Origin of the sequence: Acrocarpospora catenulata (genome assembly GCF_018476525.1) — a bacterium.
In the GTDB taxonomy this organism is placed as follows: Bacteria; Actinomycetota; Actinomycetes; order Streptosporangiales; family Streptosporangiaceae; genus Acrocarpospora; species Acrocarpospora catenulata.
On record NZ_JAHCST010000127.1, the window covers coordinates 1 to 5,110 of the forward strand.

Below are 5,110 nucleotides of genomic sequence, written 5' to 3' on the forward strand. Positions count from 1 at the left end.
CGACGGGTCGCGGGTAAGCGTCGCCTTCAACAGGGCGTGCCGAAGGCTCCTCTTCGTTCTGGTCCTTGGGCGGGCGGGCGGGTCCGGGAGTCCGCAACCAGGGTCACCGTTCGGTTACGGGGGGTTGCAGGGGGGCGTGTGCCAGCGTCGGCGGTCGGGCTGGCGCGGTCACTGCACGCGGTGCCCAGGGTGGATCCCTTTCGCGGTAATGGCGGTGCCGGTGAATTCGGTGGTTATTCCCGGTGGCCCGTGGCTGGCCCGTGACTGGCCCGTGGGCGCATTTCCGAAAGGGGGCGGAAATGGCGCGTAGCGGTGTGGACGATGATTTCCTGACGGTGGCTGATTGCTGCCGTATCCTGCGGGTTCCTAGATCCACTTTCTATAAGTGGCTGGCGGTCGGAAAAGGCCCGAAATCGATCAGAATTCCCAACGGGGATAGGCGTATTTCCCGCAAGGAATGGGTAAAATGGTTAGCAGAACAGGAACTCGACTAGAAAGGGGACGGAACATGGGAAACACGCTCGACATTCAGTTCTGGGCCATTCGCAAGCGGGAAGGCCGTAAGAAGCCCTGGGAGTTGCGGTGGCGGGTCGGCACCCAACAGCACAGCCGGTCGTTCCTGACCAAAGCCCTGGCTCAAGGGCATCAGGCCAAGCTCACCGCTGCGGCCAAGGTTCTCGGGGAAGAGTGGGATCCTGCGACGGGCGAACCGATCTCCTGGGGGCGTGCTCAAGCGCTGTGGTTCGATCACGTCGTCGAGCTGGCGGCCCGTGGCTGGGATGAAGCCTCGGCGAACACGCGGCGGGGCACCGCTCGGGACCTGACCGACATCACGATGTTGCTCCTTGAGACCTCGCTCAAGGCGCGGCGTAACCGGCCCGACGACAAGGATCTGAGGGCGGCGCTGATGAACTGGGCGTTCGTTCCCGGCCGTGTCGAGCGGGAAGCGGTGCCGGACTCGATCGCTGCGGCGCTGGCCTGGCTGGCGACCTACACGCGGCCGGTCTCCTGCCTGGCTGACGACACGGTCTTACGCGCGGTGCTGGACGGCATCGCCCGTCTCCAGAACGGCAAGCCTGCCTCTTCGGCCGTGGTCCGGCATCGGCGGGCGGCACTGCACCGCGCCTTCGAACTGGCGGTGTCCAAGAAGCTGGTTCACACCAACCCCCTTCCGGCGATCAAGAGCAAGAAACGGCAGATCAGTGATGACGAGATCTCCCCCGTGATCATCCCCAGCGGTGACCAGGTAACCCGGCTGCTGGCTGCCTGCCAGTCGCTTAAGGGGCCGCTTGCCCGTGAGCGGGGTCCGCGCCTGCGGGCCTTCTTCGCGGTCATGTACTACGCGGGGTGCCGTCCCGCTGAGGTCATCGCCCTGCGGGAGGCTGACTGCCACCTGCCGGAGTCGGGGTGGGGGCGGCTCACCCTGTGCGGCTCCTCTCCCGACGTGGGTGAGTTGTGCACCGGGACCGGGCAGAGCCACGAACAGCGGGGGCTCAAGCACCGGGGCCGTAAGGCGGTCCGGATCGTGCCCATCCCCCCGGCCCTGGTCGCCATCCTCCGCGAGCACATCACCACGCACGGCACGGCGGATGACGGGCGGCTGTTCTGGGACGGCGCGGAACGGGGACGGATCGACAAGGGCGTCTACAACGCCATATGGCGGCAGGCCCGTAAGGCGGCCTTCACCGCTGCCGAGTTCGCCTCCCAAGTGGCACGTCGGCCGTATGACCTGCGCCACACCAACGCCACCATGCAGCTGTCGGCGGGCGTCAACCCCTTGGAGGTCGCCAAGCGCATGGGGCACACGGTCAAGGTCCTGTTCGCGGTGTATGCCCACTGGATCGAGTCCGATGAGGACGCCGTGAACGCTAAGATTGAGGCGGCCTTTGATGCCGCTGCGCTCGGCTCTGTGACCAGCGTAAACGAGCCCGTAAACGACGGGCCACACACGGGCCAAACGCCCCTCCCGGCCGCTGCGTAGCGACATAGCCGCAGGTCAGGGCCTATATGCCCCGATGGCTTACCTCCACCACCCACCCGTTCTGACCTTCGGTCGGACCCGGCTCCGCCGGGCAGGGCAGCTTTCGCGCCCATACGCGGGGAGTCCGTGCTTACCCCAGCCGATTGCCCCTCGGTCCGCCCGGCATTGACCGACCCTGCTCCCGAGACGGGGAGCGCGCGCGACAAATCAACAACAAGGTGACCTGCAGGATCACGCGACTGCCCAGCCGGTGCTACCGGCGTGGTCAACGTGATCACCTCGCTGGCCCCCTTCGCTTTCTTCGCGATCTTCCCGCCGCCTGGAGGGCGCTGGGTTAATCCCGACAACATCGGGTGGAACGGAAGGCTTCGCAGAGCCACTTCACCCCGCTTGTTCTTACAGTCCGCCGCCGGGCCGGCCGTGACGGCCCCTGTCAGGCGATGACTGGAAGCCTTGGAACGACGTAACGGCGGTTACCGAACACCCCCGAAATCTGGTCCAAGAGGGTGGGTGGGGGCTGGCGGCAATTGCGCGGGTGAGGCGATCAAGAGAGATTGACCCGTACCTTATCCGGGATTCGATCGTTCTGTCTGACAGGTGCACGTCCGCGCATCGTGGGGAGAACCATGTCAGGACCGTCAATGCAGACCACTGCCCGGCACGACATCGCGGTACCCGTACCGGATTCCGGACTTGCCGAGGGGTTCAGCCCGCGGCCACGACCGACGATCCGCAACGTCGCCGAGCGCGCGGGCGTATCGAAGTCTCTGGTCTCCCTGGTTCTGCGCGGGTCGCCACATGTCAGCGAGCATCGCCGGGAGGCGGTGCTCCAGGCGGCCAGGGAACTCGGCTACCGCCCGAACGCGGTGGCCAGGAGCCTGGTGGAAGGCAGGACCCACCTGGTGGGGGCGCTCGTCGCCGACCTGCACAACCCGTTCTACGCCGAGTTCCTGGACGGCCTCCAGGAGAGCCTGCACGGCGAGGGCCTGCGGCTGCTGATCGGCAGCGGCCGGTGGGACCCGGCGTTCGAGGACGAGGCCGTGGAGGCCTTCCTGGAGCTTCGGGTGGACGGCCTGGTGCTGCTGGGCGTCGCGCCCTCCAGTGACACGCTGGCCGAGGCCGCCGCGTACACCCCGACCGTGGTGGTCGGCGAGCGGGACGTCGAACTGGACAGCGTCGACATCGTGGTGGACGACGACCAGCTGGGCGCCCGGCTGGCGGTGGACCACCTGGTCGAGCTGGGGCACCGGCGTATCGCCCACATCGAGGGCACCCCGTCCTCGGCGGCCCGGTGCCGCTGCGAGGGGTACCTGGTGGCCATGCGGCGGCACGCGCTCGCGCCGTACATCATGGTCGAGCACGGGGACTTCACCGAAGAGGGCGGGCGCCGGGCGGCGCTGGCGCTGCTCCGGCGGGACCCCCGGCCGACGGCGATCTTCGCGGCCAACGACATCGTGGCGATGGGCGTGCTGACCGCGGCGAGCGAGCTGGGCCTGCGGGTGCCGGAGGACCTCTCGGTGGTCGGGTACGACAACACCCATCTGGCCGCGGTCAACCACATCTCGCTGACCAGCGTGGACCAGCCGCGCCGCGCGATGGGCCGGTCGGCCGCCGCGCTGCTCAGCGACCGCATCTGCGAGCCCGGCAAGAGCTCCCGGCTGCGCCAGGTGACCCCCCAGCTGGTGGTACGGCACAGCACCGGTCCCGCGCCAAGTGATGCCCAAAGCTAGGTCAACCGCCCCGGTGTCCCGCCGCCGCCCGTGTTGACTGCGGGAGCGTACGCGGCAGACCTGGGGGAAGCGATGAGTGATCCGGAATTGGTCTCCTGCGCCCAGCGCGCGGCGGCCGAATTGGAACGAGCCTGGGGCCACTGGCGGGCCGCGCGCGGGCAGTCCGGCGGTGCCGGAATCGAGTCCGTGGCGAGCTACGTGGCCCACTCGATCGACCACCCGTGGGGGCGGCCACGGGTCGTGCTCGGGCTGGACGCGGAGGACGCGCGGGAGCTGGCGGCGCTGCTCCAGCGGCAGGACGTCGTCGAACCGGCCTGGTAGGCGATTTTTTGCGGGAGGTTTTCCCGGCATAACGGTCTGGTCACGTCCCAGCCACGCGTAGGTTGGGACGTTGACGGACGCGTCTGCGAGAGGAAAAACCGTGAAGAGTCGTGGCCGACCGGCGTTCGCCGCCGTCCTGGCCCTGTGCGGGCTCGGGGCTCTCGCTTGTGGTGGGACGACGGGAGCCGGTGCCGCTCCGGCCTCGCAGGGTGCCGTGGAGAACGGCTCCGGGACCGTGAAGGCGGTCAGTGACGCCGCTCAGCCGGCTCGGTCGGCCAAGCCGTTGGCTGGACGGGTGATCGTCATTGATCCCGGGCACAACGGTGGGAACTACAAGCATCCTGAGATCATCAATAAGCAGGTCAATGTGCTGACCAAGTGGAAGGCTTGTGACACCACCGGTACGGCGACCAATGACGGGTACAGCGAGGCGGCGTTCAACTGGGACGTTTCGCTTCGGCTGGCCAAGTTGCTGCGGGCCAAGGGTGCGACGGTCAAACTGACTCGGGCGGACAACACCAGCGCCGGGCCGTGCATCACCAAGCGGGCGGCGATCGGCAACGCAGCCAAGGCGGACGCGGCGATCTCCATCCACGCGGACGGGGCCGGGCCGAGCAACCACGGCTTCCACGTGATCATGCCAAAGAAGATCAACGGCCCCGTGGATCCGGTGGTGGCCAAATCCCGCAAACTGGGCATCACGATCCGCGACGCCGTACACAAGGGCACCGGCCAGGCATACTCCACCTACATCGGTAAGAACGCCCTGGACTACCGCTCGGACCTGGGCGGCCTCAACCTCTCCACCGTCCCCAAAATCTTCCTGGAGTCAGGCAACATGCGCCACGCCGGCGACGCGGCCAAACTCAAGGACCCCGCGTTCCGCCAAAAACTGGCAGCAGCCCTGGCCCAGGGATTCCAGACCTTCCTGAGGTCAGCTTCTCGGCCGTAAACGACCGAGCTTGCAGCTCCTGACCGTCGATGGCGTCGACGATTCGGGCCGCGTTAGGCAGCGTGACTCACTGCCCAGCCCGTGGCACCGCGTGAGGCGATATTGCGGGCCGCGTTGACGTCGGCG

The 5,110-nt window shown here is 67.6% G+C and carries 5 protein-coding genes; all 5 read left to right on the forward strand.

The features are described 5' to 3' along the window. Positions 1 to 299 precede the first annotated feature (299 nt). The 5 genes from KIP79_RS45820 (at position 300) to KIP79_RS45840 (ending at position 4,984) form a co-directional block, all read left to right on the forward strand. Positions 300 to 494, forward strand: a complete 195-nt coding sequence (locus KIP79_RS45820) for a helix-turn-helix transcriptional regulator (protein WP_214111368.1) — start codon at positions 300 to 302, stop codon at positions 492 to 494. A 14-nt stretch (positions 495 to 508) separates the two neighbouring features. Beyond that, on the forward strand, positions 509 to 1,981 hold the full coding sequence (locus KIP79_RS45825) for a tyrosine-type recombinase/integrase (protein WP_214111369.1): 1,473 nt from the start codon (positions 509 to 511) through the stop codon (positions 1,979 to 1,981). Positions 1,982 to 2,607: 626 nt separating this feature from the next. After that, positions 2,608 to 3,711: a LacI family DNA-binding transcriptional regulator gene (locus tag KIP79_RS45830; protein ID WP_214111370.1), complete on the forward strand. Its 1,104-nt coding sequence runs from the start codon at positions 2,608 to 2,610 to the stop codon at positions 3,709 to 3,711. 72 nt (positions 3,712 to 3,783) lie between these two features. Continuing rightward, the gene (locus KIP79_RS45835; RefSeq protein WP_214111371.1) at positions 3,784 to 4,032 is read left to right on the forward strand and encodes a hypothetical protein; all 249 of its coding nucleotides are present in this window, start codon (positions 3,784 to 3,786) and stop codon (positions 4,030 to 4,032) included. 100 nt (positions 4,033 to 4,132) lie between these two features. Next, complete coding sequence (locus KIP79_RS45840; protein ID WP_214111372.1) at positions 4,133 to 4,984, forward strand: N-acetylmuramoyl-L-alanine amidase; 852 nt, start codon at positions 4,133 to 4,135, stop codon at positions 4,982 to 4,984. Positions 4,985 to 5,110 lie beyond the last annotated feature (126 nt).